This window comes from Ignavibacteriota bacterium, assembly GCA_016218045.1.
GTDB lineage: Bacteria > Bacteroidota > Ignavibacteria > SZUA-365 > SZUA-365 > JACRFB01.
Genome location: JACRFB010000001.1, coordinates 43483 through 62012 on the forward strand (window position 1 = coordinate 43483; position 18530 = coordinate 62012).

The 18530-nt window shown below is 58.8% G+C and carries 18 protein-coding genes; 6 read left to right on the forward strand and 12 right to left on the reverse strand.

The genetic code is table 11. The features are described from left to right. Positions 1-65: 65 nt before the first annotated feature. On the reverse strand, positions 66-965 hold the full coding sequence (locus HY962_00225) for a Gfo/Idh/MocA family oxidoreductase (protein ID MBI5645329.1): 900 nt from the start codon (positions 963-965) through the stop codon (positions 66-68). A 131-nt stretch (positions 966-1096) separates the two neighbouring features. On the opposite strand from HY962_00225, the gene HY962_00230 reads away from it, so the two are divergent. Further along, on the forward strand, positions 1097-1495 hold the full coding sequence (locus tag HY962_00230) for a four helix bundle protein (protein ID MBI5645330.1): 399 nt from the start codon (positions 1097-1099) through the stop codon (positions 1493-1495). Positions 1496-1595: 100 nt separating this feature from the next. Here the strand turns inward: HY962_00230 and rfbA are convergent, their stop codons facing one another. The 5 genes from rfbA to HY962_00255 all read right to left on the reverse strand — a co-directional run bounded on the left by rfbA (position 1596) and on the right by HY962_00255 (position 5928). Continuing rightward, positions 1596-2465: a glucose-1-phosphate thymidylyltransferase RfbA gene (gene rfbA, locus HY962_00235; GenBank protein MBI5645331.1), complete on the reverse strand. Its 870-nt coding sequence runs from the start codon at positions 2463-2465 to the stop codon at positions 1596-1598. A 94-nt stretch (positions 2466-2559) separates the two neighbouring features. Further along, complete coding sequence (locus HY962_00240; GenBank protein MBI5645332.1) at positions 2560-3132, reverse strand: hypothetical protein; 573 nt, start codon at positions 3130-3132, stop codon at positions 2560-2562. 323 nt (positions 3133-3455) lie between these two features. Continuing rightward, positions 3456-4640: a DegT/DnrJ/EryC1/StrS family aminotransferase gene (locus HY962_00245; protein ID MBI5645333.1), complete on the reverse strand. Its 1185-nt coding sequence runs from the start codon at positions 4638-4640 to the stop codon at positions 3456-3458. A gap of 80 nt (positions 4641-4720) precedes the next feature. Further along, the gene (locus tag HY962_00250; protein MBI5645334.1) at positions 4721-5032 is read right to left on the reverse strand and encodes a four helix bundle protein; all 312 of its coding nucleotides are present in this window, start codon (positions 5030-5032) and stop codon (positions 4721-4723) included. Continuing rightward, entirely contained in the window at positions 4951-5928 is a 978-nt protein-coding gene (locus HY962_00255; GenBank protein MBI5645335.1) for a GDP-mannose 4,6-dehydratase, read from the reverse strand. The genes HY962_00250 and HY962_00255 overlap by 82 nt, the downstream gene beginning before the upstream one ends. Before the next feature lie 157 nt (positions 5929-6085). Here HY962_00255 and HY962_00260 point away from each other — a divergent pair, with 157 nt between their 5' ends. Next, positions 6086-6469 carry a four helix bundle protein gene (locus HY962_00260; protein ID MBI5645336.1) on the forward strand — a complete coding sequence of 128 codons (384 nt, stop codon included), beginning with the start codon at positions 6086-6088 and terminating at the stop codon, positions 6467-6469. Between the two features lie 39 nt (positions 6470-6508). Here the strand turns inward: HY962_00260 and HY962_00265 are convergent, their stop codons facing one another. From HY962_00265 to HY962_00285, 5 genes are all read right to left on the reverse strand, one after another. Beyond that, the gene (locus tag HY962_00265; GenBank protein MBI5645337.1) at positions 6509-7045 is read right to left on the reverse strand and encodes a UpxY family transcription antiterminator; all 537 of its coding nucleotides are present in this window, start codon (positions 7043-7045) and stop codon (positions 6509-6511) included. Between the two features lie 118 nt (positions 7046-7163). After that, complete coding sequence (locus HY962_00270) at positions 7164-7919, reverse strand: hypothetical protein (GenBank protein MBI5645338.1); 756 nt, start codon at positions 7917-7919, stop codon at positions 7164-7166. A gap of 118 nt (positions 7920-8037) precedes the next feature. Then, entirely contained in the window at positions 8038-8607 is a 570-nt protein-coding gene (locus tag HY962_00275; protein MBI5645339.1) for a bifunctional nuclease family protein, read from the reverse strand. 24 nt (positions 8608-8631) lie between these two features. Then, entirely contained in the window at positions 8632-9600 is a 969-nt protein-coding gene (locus tag HY962_00280; GenBank protein ID MBI5645340.1) for an electron transfer flavoprotein subunit alpha/FixB family protein, read from the reverse strand. Positions 9601-9639: 39 nt separating this feature from the next. Beyond that, the gene (locus HY962_00285; protein MBI5645341.1) at positions 9640-10389 is read right to left on the reverse strand and encodes an electron transfer flavoprotein subunit beta/FixA family protein; all 750 of its coding nucleotides are present in this window, start codon (positions 10387-10389) and stop codon (positions 9640-9642) included. 241 nt (positions 10390-10630) lie between these two features. Here HY962_00285 and HY962_00290 point away from each other — a divergent pair, with 241 nt between their 5' ends. The 4 genes from HY962_00290 to HY962_00305 all read left to right on the forward strand — a co-directional run bounded on the left by HY962_00290 (position 10631) and on the right by HY962_00305 (position 17509). Next, complete coding sequence (locus HY962_00290; protein ID MBI5645342.1) at positions 10631-11101, forward strand: hypothetical protein; 471 nt, start codon at positions 10631-10633, stop codon at positions 11099-11101. 119 nt (positions 11102-11220) lie between these two features. After that, a complete protein-coding gene (locus HY962_00295; protein ID MBI5645343.1) occupies positions 11221-12480 on the forward strand; it encodes a TolC family protein in 1260 nt (419 codons plus the stop codon). A gap of 62 nt (positions 12481-12542) precedes the next feature. After that, positions 12543-14159, forward strand: coding sequence for an efflux RND transporter periplasmic adaptor subunit (locus HY962_00300; GenBank protein ID MBI5645344.1), 1617 nt, complete (start codon positions 12543-12545; stop codon positions 14157-14159). Beyond that, entirely contained in the window at positions 14156-17509 is a 3354-nt protein-coding gene (locus tag HY962_00305; GenBank protein MBI5645345.1) for an efflux RND transporter permease subunit, read from the forward strand. The genes HY962_00300 and HY962_00305 overlap by 4 nt, the downstream gene beginning before the upstream one ends. A 236-nt stretch (positions 17510-17745) precedes the next feature. Here HY962_00305 and HY962_00310 read toward each other — a convergent pair whose 3' ends face one another. Next, on the reverse strand, positions 17746-18525 hold the full coding sequence (locus tag HY962_00310; protein ID MBI5645346.1) for a carbon-nitrogen hydrolase family protein: 780 nt from the start codon (positions 18523-18525) through the stop codon (positions 17746-17748). Positions 18526-18530: the final 5 nt, after the last annotated feature.

Consider the following 18530-nt stretch of genomic DNA (forward strand, 5'->3'; position numbering starts at 1 on the left):
ACCCGTTCATCGTTTTTCGTTCCCACCTGCCTCCCGCTTCGCGAAACTCCGGCGGGCAGGCCCGTTCAACGTTCCCCTTTCCGAATCCGATACACGAGCTCGATGGCCGGTCGCGCATCCTCTATGCCGAAGCCACGTCCGGAGAGTGTTTCCTGATAGACGCGGGTGTGGAGGTCGGTGAAGCCATCCGTGAAATCCACTTCCTCGCCATCGATGGTGATGGACCGCCAGGTACGGTTTTGTGCGGCCACAACTTCCGGGGGCAGATCTTCCGCTTCGACAGACAACATCCATCGCACGTCAGCATTTGCGAGTACCAGTGTGCCGGATGCGCGTGACGGTGTAAGTGTCTCGGTATGATATTCCGACACTCCTCCGAACAGCCACAGCAACAGATCAAAAAAGTGAATGCCAATATTCGTTACGATTCCACCTGAACGGCTTTCGTCTCCCTTCCACGAGTAACGGTACCAGATTCCCCTGGCTGTGACATAATGCAATGTCACGTTGTGCCGTGTGCTGGAATCCTTCGCGAGCGCGTTCTTCAGCGCGATCAGGGCGGGATGCACCCGCAACTGCAATACTGTATATACTTTCCGCCGGGTCTCCTGCTCGAGCGCCGCCAACGCGTCGAGATTCCACGGATTCAGTACGAGTGGCTTTTCGCAGATCGCATCTGCATCCGTCCGAAGAGCAAGCCGGATATGCGCATCGTGGAGGTGGTTCGGCGAGCACACCGATAAAAAGGTGACCGCATCGTCCTTGGTTCCTCGATGCAATTTCTCCAGATGCCTGTCGAATCGTTCATACTCTGTAAAAAACGCCGCCTCGGGGAAATAGCTGTCGAGCACACCGACTGCATCGTGCGGGTCCACCGCGGCGACAAGATTATGGCCAGTGTCGCGTATGGCTTTCAGATGCCGCGGGGCGATGTAACCGGCGATGCCGGTGAGGGCGAAGTTCATGGGAGAAAAGAGAAAAGAGGGAAGAGGGAAGAGAGAAATTGAAAGGACTTAATGGATTCTGGGAACCGAGATTACGGTTCGTGCGTATAATGCTAGCGGTCGACTAACGACCGGTACCACTAGGAGGGGCAATGGAAAACCGTGGATTTTCGCGCGCGCACTGTAATCTCGAGGCATGGAAAAAAGGCATTGAACTCAGCGAAGCGGTATACGCGGCAACACGAAGATTCCCAGACGATGAACGTTTCGGATTAACGTCACAAATGCGTCGCGCCGCCGTTTCTATTCCTACGAACATTGCGGAAGGGGCGGCACGATCCGGACCACGTGAGTATGCACACTATCTGTATATCGCACGTGGCTCATTGAGTGAATTGGAAACATTGATTCACATCAGCACACAACTGGGACTGCTACCATCATCGTCGGTTCTCGCGGCGAAGATGAGCGAGGTATCACGATCCTTGTCTGGGCTCATCACCTCGATCAGCCGCAAAATCGAAAACATTCCCCGTCGCCCCAAACAATGACACCGCTTCCCTCTTCCCTCTTCACCCTTCCCTCTTCACTCTTCACCCTTCCCTCTTCCCTCTTCACCCTTCCCTCTTCCCTCTTCACCCTTCGCGCCTTTCACCCTTCAGACAGCAACTCCTGCAAATATGCGCCATACGGATTCTTCCGCATCGCCTCGCCAAGAGCGCGAAGTTGATCGTTATCAATCCACCCCATGCGCCAGGCAATTTCCTCGGGGCAGCCGATTTTTAATCCCTGACGCTGTTCGATGGTTTCGATAAACATCGAGGCCTGGAGAAGCGATTCATGTGTGCCCGTATCGAGCCAGGCGGTGCCGCGGCTCAGCACGTCGACGCTCAATTCTCCCCTTCGAAGGTATTCAAGATTGAGATCCGTGATTTCCAGCTCACCTCGATGAGAGGGCTTCTGCGCCCTTGCGAATTCCGAAGCGCGTCCGTCGTAAAAGTATAAACCCGGCACCGCGTAATTGGACTTTGGCTGCGCGGGTTTTTCCTCTATCGAAAGTGCCGTTCCGTCGACTCCGAATTCCACCACACCGTAGCGTTCTGGATCACGGACGTAGTATGCAAAGATGCGCGCGCCCGTTTCGAGTGACGCCGCTGCCTGCAGCTTTCTGGCGAGATCGGCTCCGTAAAACAGATTGTCGCCCAGCACCAGGCACGATGGCGATCCGTCAAGAAAGGACTCACCGATGATGAAAGCCTGCGCAAGTCCGTCAGGCGAGGGTTGCTCCGCAAAGCTGAATGAAAGCCCCCACATTTCTCCTGTCCCGAGAAGCTCCCGGAAACGCGGAAGATCCTGCGGAGTTGAAATCACCAGTATTTCCCTGATACCCGCAAGCATCAGCGTCGAAAGCGGATAATAAATCATCGGCTTGTCGTACACAGGGAGGAGCTGCTTGCTCACGACGCGCGTGAGCGGATGCAGGCGCGTGCCGGAGCCGCCGGCGAGGATGATGCCTTTCATGGGGAGACGGGGAACGGTAGACGTGAGACGTGAGACGGGAGACGGGAGACGTGAGACGTGAGACGTGAGCCGAGAGAGGTAGGCGGCTTCCGTTTTACACGGATGCTTCGACATCGTCACGCAAATCAAGCAGGCGCGGGACAATTGTCTCGTCTTCCTTCAAGGCCGCAAGAGGTCGGAGTTCTTGCAGGATGAGCTGCCAGTCGAGGTGCGTATGCTGACGGATGATCACGCCGTGTATGTCGACCCAATCCTGCGGTCTGCTCGCGAATGCCTTGAGTATGATCAGGTCCTCGGCGCTGCAGGTGCGGAGGGCGCGGGTTGGCGAATAGGAGAAAGCACTTGATCTGTCGATGCAGCGTTCCTCGTAGGGCAGGCCCCCGAGCGCGGCATCGATGGGGATGCCATTTGTTGCTGAAATAAGGAGGACGCGATTCTGTAGTGCGAATGTGCGCGCATCTTTCAGGCGTGCCTGATACAATGAGAGTATGTAATCGATCAGCTCTTCCTCATCCCCGAATCGACAGAGAATCGTTGCGTCAACATTGCGAGTCAGTCGTGGCTCACCCCACCGGAGAAGTGCCAGCCCGCCTATAAAGCAAAATGGATGGGCGCCCTCTGTGAGTCGAGTTTGGATCTCGAATGCAGCGTCAAGCAGTTCTGTCATGCCGCGGCTTCAGATGAAATATTCGTTGTTGTTCCACGAGTCCACTCGTGCAGATCAACTCCCGTTCCAGGGATATAAGCGAGAGCAGACCGTCCATCGACCTTATAGCGGCGGCTGTATCAGCCTTCCTGATTTCCTCGCGGCGGATGCGCTCGAGTTCGGGTGCTGCGCGGCGCCATGCGTCGATCCAGTGTTGTGTATTTTCGTCGCGCTCTGTCATGTATAGTACTACTTATGGTATGTCGTTCCGTCGCGCCTCGACAAGCTCGGCGTGACACAGATGTGCTGTTTCGCTTCCCCTCTGTGGCTCTGCCCTCTGTCCCTTACCAGGCCGAGACGAAGCCGGCGACAGTGTCAACAACATACTGCTTCATCTCCGGCGTCAGTTCCGGATATATCGGCAACGCGATGATGGTTGCCGCGACATCATCCGAAACCGGAAAGACGTCGATCGACGTCGGCAGATCCTTGAAACATTCCTGTTTGTGGAACGGCACCGGATAATACACAGCGCACCCGACGTTGTGCTCCTGCAGGTGGGAGAGAAGGCCGTCACGGTTTTGTACACGAATGCAGTACTGATTGTGGATGTGCACGAAGTTGTGTCCGTGCCCTTCGTACACCGACGCGGGCAGAAGAATCCGGTTATTACCGTCGAAGGCGGTCACGCCGGGCCGCTCGGCGAGACCCGCCGCAATGAAGGCCTCGTTGTAGAACGCCGCGTTGTATCTGCGCGCCGCCGTCCACGAATCGAGATGCGGAAGTTTCACATTCAGTACCGCGGCCTGCAGGGCGTCGAGGCGGAAATTCCCGCCGATCACGGCGTGATAGTATTGCTTTTCGCCGCCGTGTACACGCATGATGCGGATGCGCTGCGCGAGATCGTCGTCGTTTGTGGTAATGACACCGCCATCTCCGTAGCCGCCCAGATTCTTGCTCGGGAAAAACGAAAAACACCCGACAGTGCCGATGGCGCCGACCCGGCGCCCGTCCTTGTACTGCGTGCCTATTGCCTGTGCAGCGTCTTCGACGACGTGCAGGGAGTATTTTTCCGCAACGGCCAGAATGGCGTCCATGTCCGCGGATTGTCCGAAAAGATGCACCGGCACGACGGCCTTGATGTCGACAAGGTCCTGATATTTTTCTATGGCGCGCTCCATTGCGGCCGGATCAATGTTATATGTCACAGGATCAACGTCGACAAAGATCGGCACGGCATGGAGACGCGACACAACACCGGCGGTGGCAAAAAATGAAAAAGTGGGAACGAGTACACCGTCGCCGGGTCCGATGCCGAGCGCCATCATGGCAAGTAGCAGCGCGTCCGTTCCGGACGACACACCAATGGCGTGTTTGGTTCCTACATACGCGGCGATATTTGTTTCCAGCGCGGTGACATCGGGGCCGAGAATGAAATACTGTGCCTCCGAAACACGCAGTACGGCCGCGTCGAGTTCGGATTTTAAGGTGCGGTACTGGGCTTTGAGATCAAGAAGAGGGACGTTCATTGCAGGGGAATGGAGTTAATGGGGTAAATGGGGGGGGAATGGAGTAAATGGGGTGAATGGGGTGAATATGTGTAGGGGTGTTAGAGATTTATTACGACACTTTTTTTGTATGCCATAAGGAGATAGGAAGCGCGATGATGTGCGGCGAAGATTGGATCGGATTCCGTTATATAACCGAGACGTAGAGCGATAGTCAGTTGGGTATCGAGTTCACTCATCAATCCACTGGTGATCGATAAGAACTGATTCAGTTCGCGGTTGCTGCTGCGGCCTGCTCCCTCGGCAATGTTGGACGGAACCGATGCTCCATTCACCCCATTCCCGCGATGGCGGCGAGATCTGCATCGACCATCAGCCGTACCAGGTCGGCGTAGGTTGTCTGGGCTTTCCAGCCGAGATCGGCGTGGGCACGAGACGGGTCGCCGAGGAGTATATCCACTTCGGCGGGGCGGTAATACAGCGGATCAGTCGTGACATAATCGCGGTAATCGAGACCGACATGCGAGAAGGCCGCGTCAACAAATTCGCGCACACTGTGCGCTTCGCCGGTGGCGATCACGTAATCGCGGGGTTCATCCTGCTGAAGGATCAGCCACATCGCTTCGACATACTCTTTTGCATACCCCCAGTCGCGTTTCGCGTCGAGATTGCCGAGGCGCAATTCCCTCGTCTTGCCGGCCTTGATACGCGCCACGGTGCCCGTGATCTTGCGTGTCACGAATTCGAAACCGCGCCGTGGTGATTCATGATTATATAATATCCCGCTGGCGGCTTTTAGTCCGTAGGCCTCTCGATAATTTCTCGTGAGATGAAAGCCGGCCACCTTGGTGATACCGTACGCCGAGCGGGGGTGAAAGTCGGTGTCCTCGTTCTGCGGCACCTCGCGTACCTTGCCGAACATCTCGCTCGATCCGGCAAAATAGAATCGGCACTCGGGCGCCACCTGCTTGATCGACGAAAGCATATAATGCGTTCCGTCGATGTTCGTGTTGAACGTCGAGAATTCATCCTCGAAGGAATAACTCACAAAACTCTGCGCGGCGAGATGATAACACTCGTCGGGCCGTACTTCGCGAATCACGTTAAAAAGACTGGGGTAGCTCTCAAGCGAGGCGGGATGCAGCCGCACCCTGTCGTACAAATGCCGGATCCGACCCAGCCGATGCTCGGGATCCTCGATTGCCACACGGCGCACAAGGCCGTGAACATCATAGCCCTTCGCGAGCAGAAATTCCGCCAGGTAACTGCCGTCCTGGCCGGTGATGCCGGTGATGAGTGCTGTGGGCATGGCGGTTGGTCGTGAGACGTGAGTCGAAAGACGTGAGACGGAATACGTGCGAGGTTTAAAAGTAGCGGCCTGTCACGAGTTATGTCGTAGAACTGGGAACATTTTTCTTGTTCCTGTAGTATAACATCTGGGAACCACACTCACTCGGAGGTAGAAAATGGATCGCGATGCGGAATGGGAGATAAGGGGACGGGGGCATGAGAAGTTGGATGTATGGAGGCTGTCCATCGATTTGGCAGAATTTGTCTGGAAATTTACATCGTCGCTGCCAAAAGAGGAGAGATACGTTCTCGTTTCCCAGATGCGACGCTCGGCTTTATCGATCCCATCAAACATTGCTGAGGGTGCCGCCCGTGTCAGCCCTGCTGAGAAGGCGCGCTTTTACACTATCGCCCGAGGCTCCGCTGCAGAACTCGAAACCCAGTTCGTGATTTCTGCAAGACTCGGCTTCGTTTCACGCGGACAGTTCGACCTCTCGATACTTGATCGGATCACAGCGATGCTCTCAGCAATGATTCGCAAGCAGAAAAGCCAGCATTAGCTCGTCTCACGTCTTCCGTCTCACGTCTTACCGTTTCCTCTACAGCGCGAGATCCGCAACAGGCACCTCCACCGACACAATCTGGTTAATCACTTCGACGCGGATTGCAACGCGCGTGCCGCCACGGAATTCGACGAGATGGCCGCGGAGGCCGCTCATCGGACCGTGCCGTACCAGCACCTCCTGACCGAGCCGCAGTGACGTGTCTTCAAGGCGCACGTCCTCCGGCCGTGTGATGGCAATGCGCAGACTGTCGATGGTACTATTGGATACGACCGCAAGTTTCCCGCCGAAACTGACGTAGCGCAACGCTCCATCAGTTTCCAACGCGGTGATGCGTTCGCGCTCATGTACAAACACAAACACATACCCGGAAAAGAGGGGACTCTCCACAACCTTCTTCCGGTCGGACCATTGGCGTACTTCCTCGCGAAGCGGGAGAAAACATTCAATCGCGCGCTCTACAAGCTGGTCGCGAATCTTCTTTTCGAAGCGCGGACGCGTGTAGAGCACGAGCCAACGTCGTCGCGCACCGCCCGCCCGTAGATCCGGAGAAAGCTCCGCCAATTCACTCACAGGAGCGATCGATTCCTGCCGTCACGCGGCGTGGTTTATGGAGAAACTCCGCGGGAGAATCGTGTACAATATCCCGCGGTTGAAAATCTATGGAGCGTTCCGGTGCTTCCGGGATACATCAGTCCTCGTTTGCAATCTGCTTGAGCAGGGCCGCCGCCTCCTTTTTGAACATGGGATCGTCTTCGTCCTGCACCTGCATCGTCGCGACGGCGGTGAGATGCGCGCGCGCCTTTGCATACTCGTCCATTTCCACATAATTGCGGGCGGCGTCGAGCCGGAACATGACAAAGCCGGGATCCAAACGAATGGAGGTTTCGAATTCCCGGGCGGCGATATCGCGATCGCCCCATCCGAGGCCAAGCGGCAGCCGCACCAAATATGGTTTGTCGCAGACTTTTGCGTGTGTGCGCGCGAGTACATAATGCGCGATTGCGAGATGATGTTTGTCTTCGTTGTTGAGGGCAATGGCCTTCTCGAGATCCGCCTTGACGTCCTTCACAAGACCAACCACGGAGAAGACGCCTTTAAAAAGGGCGATACGTCCGTTTGCTATTGCGCGCCTGAGGTAGCCCATCATTCCGGATGGATTCGCCTTTATTGCCCTGTTTGCATAGTCGAGCGATTTGGAATAGACGGCGAGCTGCTCATCTTTTTGTTCGTCGGTACCGGCGGGCATGTGTTCGGCGATATCGAGATACGCGCGGCTGATGCGCCAGAGCACCTTGTAATTTCCCGCATCGAGCGCCTCGGCCTTTTTATATACTTCGAGGGCATCTTTGTTTTTAAAGGCCTGTTCGACAAGGCGGTCGCCCTCTGCGATCAGCGCTCCGGCATCCTGGGCGGAGAGGCGCGGGAGAATCACGAGGCACAGAATCGATACAACGGGAAAAAAACGGTTTCGGATCACGCGACACCTGCCTGGATTGGGAGTGCGACACACACGGGGCGCTCGGCATGTGTGGCGGCATGCCCGCGATGCTGGCAACAGCCCATCAATCCCCCGCCTGGATATTGCGGATCACGTCACGCACGCGTGCCGCTTCCTCGTAATCCTCTTTTTGTATTGCGGCCTGCAACTGTTCCTGAAGCTGTTCGAGCTGGCGCTCGCGCGTTGCGACGTGTTCGGCCGCGGCTGCCGGTTCGTCTTCTTCCTCTTCCTCGGGAATATATCCCGCCTCTTCGAGCACCTCTTCCGACACGTAGATCGGTACGCCGTAGCGCACAGCCAGCGCAACGGCGTCGCTCGGTCTCGAATCCACCTCGCCACCGTCCACCGCATCGATGCTAATGCGCGCGTAAAACGTGCCGTCGCGCAATTCCGAGATTGTCACCTCGGCTACCGTCGCGCCGAACGCATCGATCACAGAACGCAGCAGATCGTGTGTCATCGGACGCGGCGGTTTGATGTGTTCCATTTCGAGGGCGATCGCCTGCGCTTCGAATGCGCCGATGATGATGGGTAGGCGCCGGTGCCCGTGTAATTCCTTCAGGATGAGTGCGTAGGCCCCACCACTGGAGGGACTCGTCGAGAGCCCCATGATTTCCACCTGCACACGTTGCACCGGTCTTCTCCCGTGGTCAGAAAATTATTTGCCCTGATGGGCGCGCACAGCCGCAGTCAGTGCGGGGAGCACTTCGAATACATCTCCGACGATGCCGTAGTCGGCGGCCTGGAAAATGGGCGCGTCCTTGTCCTTGTTTATGGCGACGATGACTTTCGACGACGACATGCCCGCGAGATGCTGCACGGCGCCCGACACGCCGCATGCGATATACAGCGACGGCGACACGGTCTTTCCCGTCTGGCCGACCTGTTCGGCATGCGGCCGCCATCCGGCATCGACCACCGCGCGTGAAGCGCCTGTAGCGGCACCGAGTACTCCGGCGAGATCCTCGATGAGATGCCAATTTTCCGGGGCCTGCATGCCGCGGCCACCAGTCACGATGATGTCAGCCTCCGCAACGTCGAGCTTCGCCGACGAAACTGAGACGGACGTGGCGCGCACGCGGAAGTGTTTGTCGGTAAGACCCGCGTCGAAGGCCTCGACTGCCGCAGTTGCATCCGACGGGGCGCCGGCGGAAAACACATTCGGGCGCAGCGAAAACACCTGTTTCGGCGCGTTGATCTTGACGGTCTCGAGCGCCTTGCCCGCAAACACGGGACGTGTCGCGAGGATGGCACCGCCTTCAAGACGGAGCGACGTAACGTCGGGTGCGAGTCCGCCATCGATGCCGACGGCCACGGCGGGCGCAAGATCCTTTCCAAGCGCCGTCGCCGACAGGAACACGGCATCTGCGCCTGCGGCCGCAACAGCGGCTGACACAACCGCCGCATAGGCAGTGGTGGAATACTGGTCGAGCCGCGCATCAGAGGCATGAAGCACCTTGGCGGCGCCGTAGGCGCCGAGCTGTTCGAGACCGGAGACAGTGCCGCAGGCGAGTGCGATAACGGTGGCGGAAAGTTCCGCCGCGATGTTCGAAGCCGCTTTCACAGCTTCGAAGGAAACCTTCTTTATCTGGCCATTTCGGTGTTCAACAAGAACGAGGAGTGTCATTGTGTAATACTCTGCGGATAATCGTTGGATATTCGGTTGTTATATACTTTTTGCTTCTTCGTGCAGAAGGCGGATCAATTCGGGGACGGCGGCGGCGCCTTCGCCCACGATACGGCCTGCACTTTTCACAGGCGGACGTCCGAGCGACACCACTTCGACACGTGGTGCAAGTTCGGCCGGAGCAACTTCCTCGATCGGTTTCTTTTTGGCGGCCATGATACCCTGCAGTTTCGGGTAGCGCGGATTGTTCAATCCCTTTTGCGCCGCGATGACCGCGGGCAACGTCGTGACAACTGTTTCTTTTCCGCCCTCGATGTCACGCTGTGCGGTCACAGTCCCGTCTTCGGCAATCTGCAACTCCGAAACCACTGTCACGGCCGGTATGTCGAGCATCGCGGCGAGGAGTCCCGGCACCTGCCATCCATCGTAGTCGATCGACTGGCGTCCGGCGAACACCACATCGGCATTCCTCTCCTTGAGCACATCGGCCAAGGCCCGGGCAACGCCCCAGGAATCGCGCGATGTTTCGGTCTTGATGTGGATACCCTTGTCCGCACCCATGGCAAACGCCTTCCGAATGGTTTCCTTGACCTCCTCTCCACCGACACAGAGGACGGTCACCTCACCGCCGCGCGCCTCCTTGAGCTGCAGACCGGCCTCGACGCCAAATTCGTCGTAGGGATTCAGGATATAGGTTACACCAGTATTGTCGATCTGTTTCCCGTCGGCGGCAACCGCTATTTTTGTGGTTGTGTCGGGGACGTGACTTACACACACGAAGATGTTCATGAGTTTCTGCTTGTCGTGATTGGTGAATGAAACCCTCGCGCCGGGTCATCCACTGGACGGCGCCGAGTGAACCATAGTTTGAATCGTAGGAATATAGCCCGTTCCGCTCACTTTTCCAAGGAAAAGAGGGGACCCCGGATTCCGTGTAATAAGCTGTTATTCAAGGCTTTAACAGCACCCTTCTTCGCCCTGCCGCGATGATCTGCAGTTGATCGATTCAACTTAAAAAGGGAGGGCTAAAATGCGACTTGTTTCCGCCGAATTTCCGACGTACATTTTTGTGATGACGCGTCTTCGAATCAAAATACTTCATCTCGTTGTATCGGCGGTTTTTACAACCGGATTTGCCGGTTTTCCGCTTATGACACACGTCTGTTCCGTCATGGGCACCCTGCCTCCGATGGCGGACTGCGTCATGGAGATGGAGGAGGAACCAGCGTGCTGCGCGACGGTTGCACATGATCTGCCACCGGAACTGCCTGTGCTCGCAGCACAGGAATGCTGCCACGACGTGGACCACACGCGTGTTGTCGACACTGTATCCCGGACATCATCGGATCCGGGTAGTTCACTCGTGTCCATTACCAGCCTGCATGCACCCATCGGCACAACCACAACGGATCTCAGGGAGCGTTGTTGTTGCACGCCTGACGACGGGTCGCCACCCGGCCCAGCGCCGGGACCGGTTTTCCTCCGCACGCTGCTGATCTGATCGGAATCCGCCGGCCGCGCACACACCGCGATGAACATCGCCGGTGCGCGGTTTCTGTTTGTCTCCGCGTTTGATGCGCGGCCTTCCGGCGTTTGTTTCACCCGAATTCAGGACACATCATGGAGAGATCACGATATTTTCACCTTGTGCTCGTCACGTTTCTGCTGACATTTGCAGGCGGACCGTTGCGGGCGCAGGAGACTCTGACACTCGAACAGGCGCTTTCGCGTGCGCTTCGCGAGAGTCCGCGCGTTCGCGCATTATACGAGAAGTCGCGCGCAGCCCATGCGCGTATACAGCAGGCCGAAGCGTGGGACGATCCGGTATTTGCCTTCGAGTTCTACTCGACGCCGATCATGTCCTTCAATCCGTTTAAGGACGGCCTTGAAAACGATTATTCGCTTCAGCAGATGATTCCCTTCCCGGGGAAAAAAGCATTGATGGGCGAGATGGCTGGCGCAGGTTCGCGCATGGCAACATTTGACACCGAGACTGCACGCAGAGACGTGGCCATGAAAGTCACGGAATCGTACGGAATGGCATGGAGCGCCCAGCGCCGACTCGAGGTACTGCGCGAGAGCGGGCTGCTGCTGCGGCGCATGCGGGAAAGCGCAGGTTCGGCGTATGCGACAGGGCGCGGATCGCCTCTCGAAGTACTGCGATTCGACTTGGAAAGCGAGCGCCTCGCAAACGACTCGGCCGCGGCGGCCGCCGAGTTCGAAGGCGCGATGGCAATGCTCGATGCCGCCTGCGGCGCGCCGCCATCGGCAGTGCGGCCCATCCTCGCGCGTCCGCCGGAAACCGTGGTGCCGGCGAGCGCAGAGGACGCGGCGGAAACCGCCATGATACAGCGGCCGGAACTTGCCGGAATGGAAATCGAACGCGGCATGTACGGGACGGAAGCAGCGATGTGGCGGCGTGAGATGTTCCCCGATTTTATGATCCGTGCGATGTACAAGGAAATGCGCTTCGGTATGCACGATTCCTGGTCCCTCATGGCCGGTATCAATCTGCCGATCGCACCCTGGGCGTCGGGCAAATACACAGGGCGCATTGAGGAAGCCGAGGCGCGGATACGCGCCACCGAGGCCGACATAGCCGACATGCGGGCCATGATCGCCGCCGAGGCGCGTGAGCGATGGGCGGCGGTTCATTCCCTTCAATCGCGGCTTGCGCGCGTGCGCACTGCCATGCTCCCCCTGGCTTCCCAGACCATCGATCTGCTCCTGCCCCGCCTGCAAAGCGGCTCGGCCGAGTACGTCGCGGTGCTCGACGCCTTTCGCATGAGCGCGATGACGCGGATGGAGGAGGCGATGCTGGAAGGCGAGCTGACCGCCGCCATCGGACGCCTCGCGCGGGCAATGGGGGTGCAGCCATGACACGAAATCGAATCATACGCACTATGGGCGTGCAGCGCCCCGGTAATAAAGGAATTCATGCAATGAACATCAAAATAGTTGTATGTATCATCGCCCTCGGCGTCATTGCCGGACTGCAGGGCTGCGGCGGCGGAGACAAACACACCTCACATGATGCGGAGGAGGCGCAGGCCGAGGTATACACCTGTCCCATGCACCCTTCGGTCGTGCAGAACGGGCCGGGCGCGTGTCCCGTCTGCAACATGGCCCTCGTGAAAAAATCAGCGCAGGCGCCCATGTCGGCCGAGGAGGAGGCGATGCTGCGGACGGTGTCGCTGTCGCCCGCGCAGCGCGTCATGGCCAATGTCGCGACAGTCCCCGCGCAGTACCGCACGATGAGCGGACGCCTCGAGGCACCCGGCGTGATCGATTTTGCGGAGCCGCTGCAGCGCACTGTCGCGGCACGATTCCGGGGCCGTATCGAGGAGTTGTATGTGGCCTCCACCGGCACACGCGTGCGGGCAGGTGATCCCCTCTTCCGGATATACAGTCCGGACCTTGTTGCGGCCCAGCAGGATTACCTCACGGCACGACGCGCGGGAAACGGCGAAGGCGGTTCGCCCCAGCTTGTACAAAGCGCGCTGCGCCGACTGCGCGTGCATTACGGACTCACCGAGGCGCAGGTCGAAGGGCTGGTGAAGGCCGGTGATGCGCCGGGCTCGATCCCCTATCTCTCGCCCGCATCCGGCACGGTCATCCGCAAACAGGTGACGGAAGGCCAGTATGTGGAGGAAGGCGCCGGGCTCTATGAGCTGGCGGATCTCTCCCGTGTATGGGTCTCCGTCGAGATTCCGGAAAAAGATATCCGCTTTGTCCGCACTGGTACTCCCGCGCGACTTGGCGCGGACGCCTGGCCTGGTGAATCCTTCGCGGGTCGTGTGACATTCATCGAACCGGTTCTAAATGCCGAAACACGGACCGTGCGTGTTCGAGTTGAAGTGTCGAATCCCAATGAACGGCTCAAGCCGGGCATGTACGTGCGCGCGGCCCTCGCGGCCCGCGGGCGCGAGGCGCTTGCCGTGCCCGCCAACGCTGTGGTTGAAACCGGCACACGCAGCGTCGTGTGGGTGGAGGTGCGCACAAATCAGTTCGAGCCACGCAACGTGACCACCGGCGAAAGGTCGGACGGCTGGGTGGAGATTCTCGGCGGACTCGAGGAAGGCGAGATGGCTGTCGCCACGGGGGGATATCTGCTCGACTCCGAAAGTGCGCTGCAGAATCCTCTTGGCGCAAGCACCGGGACACCGCAGCCCGTACCGCAGACACAGCGGGAAACACCGGTCTCGACGGACGCCCCGCGCGACACGCCCCCGGCCGTCTCAAAAGAACCGAAACCGGCAGGCGAAAAACAGGAGGCCGGCGCCGCCTCGTGGGGTCCGCAGGTTCGCAAAGTGCGCGTCGACGGCGAATACTTTCCGTCGTCCATCACGGTAAAAAAGGATCAACCGGTCCGTATCTTATTCGACCGGCGCGAGGACGCGAAATGTAGTGATGAAGTAGTCATCGCCGACTTCGGCATCCGCAAAAAGCTCGCGCCTTTTTCGACCACGTCCGTGGAATTCACTCCGACAAAATCCGGCACGTTCCGCATCGTCTGCGGTATGGATATGATGGAGATGAAACTCGTGGTGACGCCATGATTGAACGCATCATCGACTTCTCGGCGCGCAACCGCTTTCTGGTGTTGCTCGCCTACTTCTTCGTGGTCGCAGCGGGCATCTGGGCCCTGTTGCGCACACCGCTCGATGCGATACCCGATCTTTCGGAGAACCAGGTCATCGTTTTCACCGAATGGATGGGACGTTCGCCGCAGCTCGTGGAAGACCAGGTCACGTACCCGTTGGTCACCGCCCTGCAGGGTGTGCCCGAGGTCGAGGCGATACGCGCACAGTCCATGTTCGGCATGTCGTTCGTGTACGTCATTTTCAACGAGGGAGCCGACGTGTACTGGGCGCGCAGCCGTGTCCTTGAGAAACTCGCGGCAGTGCAGTCGGCGATGCCGCCAGGCGCACGGCTGCAGATAGGTCCAGACGGGACTGGCGTGGGACATGTGTACTGGTACACCGTCGAAGGCGCGCGCGATCTCGGCACCTTGCGCGCGATTCAGGACTGGTACATCAAACTGAATCTGCAAGGAGTGCAGGGTGTGGCCGAGGTCGCATCGGTCGGCGGCTTTGTCACGCAGTATCAAATAGACGTCGATCCTGCGGCGCTGCGCGCGTACAGTCTCGACATGGGACAGATCCGCGCCGCGGTGCAGAGAGCGAACAACGACGTGGGCGGCAAGCTGATCGAGCAGTCCGACGCCGAATCCTTCATCCGCGGACAGGGCTACATCCGTTCGGTGGAGGATATCGAAACTATCGCCGTGACTACCGGATCCGGAGGCACGCCTGTGCTGCTGCGTGATGTGGCGACGGTGCAGCTCGGCGGCGATATCCGCCGCGGCTCACTCGAGAAAAACGGTGAAGGCCAGGCAGTCGGCGGCATCGTGGTGATGCGTTACGGAGAAAACGCACGCGAGGTGATCGAGAGGGTCAAACAGCGGCTCGAGGAAATCCGCGCGGGGCTTCCCGAGGGTGTGACAATCCGGATGGCGTACGACCGCACCGAACTCATCGACGCCGCGGTCGGCACGTTGAAGAGTGCACTCGTCGAGGAGGCCGTGGTGGTCTCGCTTATCGTGCTGATCTTTCTTCTGCACGTGCGAAGCGTGCTGCGCGTGATCATCGAGATTCCCGTCGCGGCGCTCATCGCTTTCATCTTCATGCATCTGTTCAACATCACCTCGAACATCATGTCGCTCGGAGGCATCGCCATCGCGATCGGGGTTATTGTGGATGCTTCCATCGTACTCGTCGAGAATGCGCACCGCAATGTTGCGAGCGCGCAGGCGTTGAAGGGCGCGCTCAGCAGAGAGGATTATTTCGAAATTTCGATCCGGTCTGCAAAACAGGTCGGCCCCGCGATTTTCTTCTCCGTCGCGATCATGGTCGTGAGTTTCCTCCCGGTATTCCTTCTTGAAGGGCAGGAGGGAAAACTGTTCCGTCCGCTCGCATACACCAAGACCTTCGTGCTGGCGGGATCGGCGGTTATAGCGATCACTCTCGTGCCCGTCCTCATGACACTGCTCACACGCGGAAACTTCCGCGGCGAGGAAAAAAATCCGGTCACACGTGTGCTTAACGCGATCTACCGTCCCATCGTGGTGTGGGTCTTGCGGTGGCGGAAAACAACCATCGCCATCAACATACTCGCGCTGTTGGTGACGATACCGCTGATGTCGAACATCGGGTCGGAGTTCATGCCGCCGCTCGATGAACAGAGTCTGTTGTTTATGCCCGTCACGCTCCCCAACGCGTCGATCACCGAGGTAAACCGCATCATGCAGGTTCAGGATGCGATCATCCGTTCCGTTCCTGAAGTGGATCTCGTGCTGGGCAAGGCGGGCAAGGCCGAGACGTCCACCGATCCCGCTCCGGTAAGCATGATCGAATCCATCATCCTTCTGAAACCGCGCTCGCAATGGCGACCGGGATTGACGAAGGACGACATCATCGCCGAACTCGACGCGAAGCTGCAGATTCCGGGTGTGCGCAACGGGTGGACGCAGCCGATCATCAACCGAATCAACATGCTTGCGACCGGCGTGCGCACCGATCTCGGCGTGAAAATATTCGGCAGTTCGCTCGACACGCTCGAGCAGATCGCGATTGCCGCCGAGCGGATACTGCGCGACATACCCGGCGCGGCGGATCTGTACGCCGAGCGCACACAGGGCGGACAGTTCCTCGACATCACCATCGACAGGGCCGCCGTGGCACGGCACGGTGTCGCCATCGCCGATGTGCAGGACGTGATAGAAACCGCCATCGGCGGCGAGAACCTCGGCCAGGTGTTTGACGGACGCAGGCGTTTCCCGATTCGCGCGCGCTTTATGCGTGAATTGCGTGACAACATCCCGGCCATCGCCGAGCTTCCCGTACCCGTGCGCGGAGATGCGTCATCAGCAGCAACTGTTACGGGGCAGGCCGGCGGATCCGTAATCACAACCCAGGGCACAGGAGGTGGCGGTATGTCGAGCATGGGCGGAATGCCGGCGGCGGCACCGGCCACGGCCTCCATCGGCCTGTCCGGATCTCCTTCCGGCTTCGATCGCGCCTCGGTATCGCGACGCGCGTATGTGCCGCTCAAGGAACTGGCGACGCTGCGGCTTGTGCCGGGACCCTCGATGATCGCGAGCGAAAACGCCCAGTTGCGCTCGATCGTATTCCTCAATGTGCGCGGCCGGGATATGGGCGGTTTTGTCGAGGAGGCCAAACAAACCCTGCGAGAGCGGCTTTCGCTGCCCGCGGGATATACGCTGCAATGGAGCGGTCAGTGGGAAAACCAGATCCGCGCGCGGCAGCGTCTCACGATATTGATGCCCATAGTGCTGCTGCTGATCTTTGTGATGTTGTACCTGATCACCAAGGACTTTGCGGAGGCCTTTGTGGTGATGCTCTCCGTGCCTTTTGCACTCATCGGCGGCGTGTACCTCATCGCCATCCTCGGATATAATTTTTCCGTGGCGGTATGGGTCGGATTTATTGCGCTGTACGGTCTGGCGGTGGAGACGGGCGTGGTGATGGTCGTGTATCTGCACGAGGCGCTCGACACACGCATCCGTTCATGGCGCCGAGGAGAGCGCGGTGATATAACACGAGACGATATCATCGAGGCGAGCATCGAAGGATCCGTTTTGCGGCTGCGGCCCAAACTCATGACCGTGGCCACCAGTCTCATCGGACTCATCCCGATCATGTGGAGCGCGGGCGTCGGCGCCGATGTGATGAAACCTCTCGCGGCCCCTCTTATCGGGGGACTGGTGACGTCCACGATTCACGTGCTTGTCGTGACGCCCATCCTCTTCTCGTGGATGAAGGAGCGGGCGCTGCGTCGCGGCACTCTCGAGGAATCGAAAATGGCCGGTTGGATGAAGGAAGGATAACCGTCGGGGAACGGGAAACGTGATGAACGTCGCAGATGCGAGTGCGCACCATTCACATCTGCCCTCATCATGTTTCCCGTTCCGTCGCCCCTCGACAAGCTCGGGGTGACACAGTATTTCCATCACGCATTCCGGTTCGCCATTCCCCGTTCAGACTTCCCAGTTCCAAGTTCCGTCGCGCTTCGACAAGCTCAGCGTGACACTACTTCGCTGTCACGCGTTTCCCGTTCCCCGTTTCACATCCCCGGGTTGTTCTTCCAAAAAAACCCTCTGGCCTTCCGATCCTCGCGAAAGATCCGTAGGGCCGGAAGGTCGACCTCGAAGGCGCGGGCGGCTGCATCGGCGGTGGCGGTAAAAAACCGATTCGGGTCGAGGCCGGTTGGATCCGCGAATCCGCCGACACCGCTCGTAAAAAGTTTCGGAAGCGCTGAGGGATGCCCCCAGTCGCTGATGCCGACATAGAGGCCGAACTCATACGCACGCGCCACCGCGAGATGCCGCCACAGGTCGCGCGAATAATCGGGCGTGCTTTTCCGTGTCACCGAAAGCGCCGGCACAAGCACGAGGTCGGGTGTCTCCCCGGTCCGGTAGAACAAATCACCAAACCAGAAGTCGGCGCAGACGAGTACAAGTACGGACGCGTCCCCGATGCGGAATTCACCGAGCAACTCCCCCGGCTCCACATGTGCGCGCTCGTCGGAATAGGGGCGAAGCTTGTCGTAGCGGCCTACAATATCGCCCGCGGGCGACACGGCAATGCCCGTATTCAGCCGCCGTCCTTCGCGTGTCTCATGGTGCGAACCACCCACAACATGGCAGCCCCACTCAGCCGCGATAGCAGAGACAGCCGCCCTGTATCCATCCGCGTCACCCTCGAAGGCGAAGTGTTCCGGGAGCACAATGATGTCGTCGGCAGCACAAGTACCACGATATGGCGCGAGCGCCTCACGCAGAGCAGCGAGGTTGCCCACAGTGTCGAAAGCGCGCAGTTGGGGTTGTGTCAGTATCAGACGCATGGGGA

What these genes read in the sequence shown, in the direction of transcription:
- HY962_00225 (MBI5645329.1), bottom strand. Translation starts at nt 965, where the DNA reads ATGAACTTCGCCCTCACCGGCATCGCCGGTTACATCGCCCCGCGGCAT.
- HY962_00230 (MBI5645330.1), top strand. Translation starts at nt 1,097, where the DNA reads ATGGAAAACCGTGGATTTTCGCGCGCGCACTGTAATCTCGAGGCATGG.
- rfbA (MBI5645331.1), bottom strand. Translation starts at nt 2,465, where the DNA reads ATGAAAGGCATCATCCTCGCCGGCGGCTCCGGCACGCGCCTGCATCCG.
- HY962_00240 (MBI5645332.1), bottom strand. Translation starts at nt 3,132, where the DNA reads ATGACAGAACTGCTTGACGCTGCATTCGAGATCCAAACTCGACTCACA.
- HY962_00245 (MBI5645333.1), bottom strand. Translation starts at nt 4,640, where the DNA reads ATGAACGTCCCTCTTCTTGATCTCAAAGCCCAGTACCGCACCTTAAAA.
- HY962_00255 (MBI5645335.1), bottom strand. Translation starts at nt 5,928, where the DNA reads ATGCCCACAGCACTCATCACCGGCATCACCGGCCAGGACGGCAGTTAC.
- HY962_00260 (MBI5645336.1), top strand. Translation starts at nt 6,086, where the DNA reads ATGGATCGCGATGCGGAATGGGAGATAAGGGGACGGGGGCATGAGAAG.
- HY962_00280 (MBI5645340.1), bottom strand. Translation starts at nt 9,600, where the DNA reads ATGACACTCCTCGTTCTTGTTGAACACCGAAATGGCCAGATAAAGAAG.
- HY962_00285 (MBI5645341.1), bottom strand. Translation starts at nt 10,389, where the DNA reads ATGAACATCTTCGTGTGTGTAAGTCACGTCCCCGACACAACCACAAAA.
- HY962_00290 (MBI5645342.1), top strand. Translation starts at nt 10,631, where the DNA reads ATGCGACTTGTTTCCGCCGAATTTCCGACGTACATTTTTGTGATGACG.
- HY962_00295 (MBI5645343.1), top strand. Translation starts at nt 11,221, where the DNA reads ATGGAGAGATCACGATATTTTCACCTTGTGCTCGTCACGTTTCTGCTG.
- HY962_00300 (MBI5645344.1), top strand. Translation starts at nt 12,543, where the DNA reads ATGAACATCAAAATAGTTGTATGTATCATCGCCCTCGGCGTCATTGCC.
- HY962_00305 (MBI5645345.1), top strand. Translation starts at nt 14,156, where the DNA reads ATGATTGAACGCATCATCGACTTCTCGGCGCGCAACCGCTTTCTGGTG.
- HY962_00310 (MBI5645346.1), bottom strand. Translation starts at nt 18,525, where the DNA reads ATGCGTCTGATACTGACACAACCCCAACTGCGCGCTTTCGACACTGTG.